Source organism: Paenibacillus sp. MSJ-34 (assembly GCF_018918005.1).
Taxonomy (GTDB): domain Bacteria; phylum Bacillota; class Bacilli; order Paenibacillales; family Paenibacillaceae; genus MSJ-34.
Genome location: NZ_JAHLPR010000121.1, coordinates 1 through 1,584 on the forward strand (window position 1 = coordinate 1; position 1,584 = coordinate 1,584).

At 48.9% G+C, this 1,584-nt stretch carries 1 protein-coding gene; it reads left to right on the plus strand.

All coding sequences use genetic code 11. The features are described 5' to 3' along the window. Positions 1–108 precede the first annotated feature (108 nt). Positions 109–1,410 carry an IS1380 family transposase gene (locus KQI79_RS27255; protein ID WP_216541464.1) on the plus strand — a complete coding sequence of 434 codons (1,302 nt, stop codon included), beginning with the start codon at positions 109–111 and terminating at the stop codon, positions 1,408–1,410. Positions 1,411–1,584: the final 174 nt, after the last annotated feature.

The following is a 1,584-nucleotide window of genomic DNA, read 5'->3' on the forward strand; positions in this document are numbered from 1 at the left end:
CCTAAATTTCGAAAGTACCGTTCATTGAAAACATAAAAAAGTGCCCAAATCTTTGGTAGAATGGTGTTTGTCGAGAACACTACACCCAAAGAGAGGAGCACCTTTTAGGTGAAGTCTACCACACCCATCAGCAAAATCAAGACCGAATTTTCCTTACAAAACGCGACCAGTTTCGGCGGCATCAAAATCTTCCTGGAATACCTCGAAAAAATCAAGTTTGCCGCTGCTTTACAAAGGCTGTCATGCATGAAAGCAAACAACTCGCTGTTCCCCGTCTACCGTATTCTGCTTTATCTCGTCGTCGGCTGGATGCTCGGCTGCGAACGCCTCTTCCATTTCCGCAAGCTACAGCAAGACTCGCTTCTAAAGCGGTTTCTCGGTGGACGCTGTCCGCACCATTCGCTGTTATACAAAGAGTTGTCGCGTCTTAGCAAATCGCACCCGAAACTGTTGCCCGAATTGCGGTCGCTCAATCAGGAAATCATTGGACCTTGTTTACCAGAGGCTCTCATTCTGGACCTTGACTCCACCGTTGAAACCGTATATGGCGATCAGGGCGGAGCGGCTAAAGGCACGAACCCGCATAAGCCCGGCCGTAAGAGTTATCATCCTTTGCTGGCCTTCGAAGGACAGTCTCGTCTATGTTTGAATGCCGTTCTACGTTCGGGCAATACGCACTCCTCCACGGATGCGTCAGCTTTTCTTCACCAAACCTTCGAACTGCTGAGGGAGCATCCGGTGAAGTACGCGAGGTTCGATAAGGGCTTCGGCGGTGAAGATTTCTACGGCCTGTGGGAAGGCAAAGGAATCGGTTACGTCGGAAAGTTGAAATGGACAAAGCGCCTTGCAGAACAAGTCGCAGCCTGCCGGTACTGGAAACGATTCGTCGATGAAGACTGGATCATCGAAGGGATTACGATCATCTACAAAGCGACATCTTGGGAGAAGCCGCGCCGCGTAGCCATTATTCGCAAGGCACACATCGTTGATGATGGCCAGACCCGCATGGTGTTCGATTCGGACTGGCAATACGAAGCGATCGTCACCAACCTCGAATGGGAGCCGCTTGATCTGTGGCGCTTCTACAACCAACGCTGTTGCATGGAGAACTATATCAAGGAAGCGAAGAACGGCTTCTCCATTGATAGAATTGCGACGAGCGAATTTGAGGCGAATGAACTCGACTTGCTGATCAAATTACTCGCCTACAATTTGTTCGAGCGATTCAAGCGAAGTTGCTGCGAACCGGTACATCAAGGTTACACAATCGCTCGGTTCCGATTAGAGTTCTTCCACTGCGCAGCAACGATTATTCGCCATAGCCGCAACATCATTCTCAAGCTGGCAAAAGACTTTGTAAACCGGTATGCATGGCAACGAATTGAAGCCAGGATCGCACTTTTGGAATGAAAACCCCTAAATTTAACATGGAAGAAATCGCAGCCTCTTCATTGGGGAGGGGGAAAGTGTATCCACATAATGTTGACTTGAACCGAACGAACTGGGAAACCTCCACTTTTTTACAGTCCGCGAGGCAGATCCACTATATTCAGTGTTTGATATTACGGGCTTTCGAAATTTAGG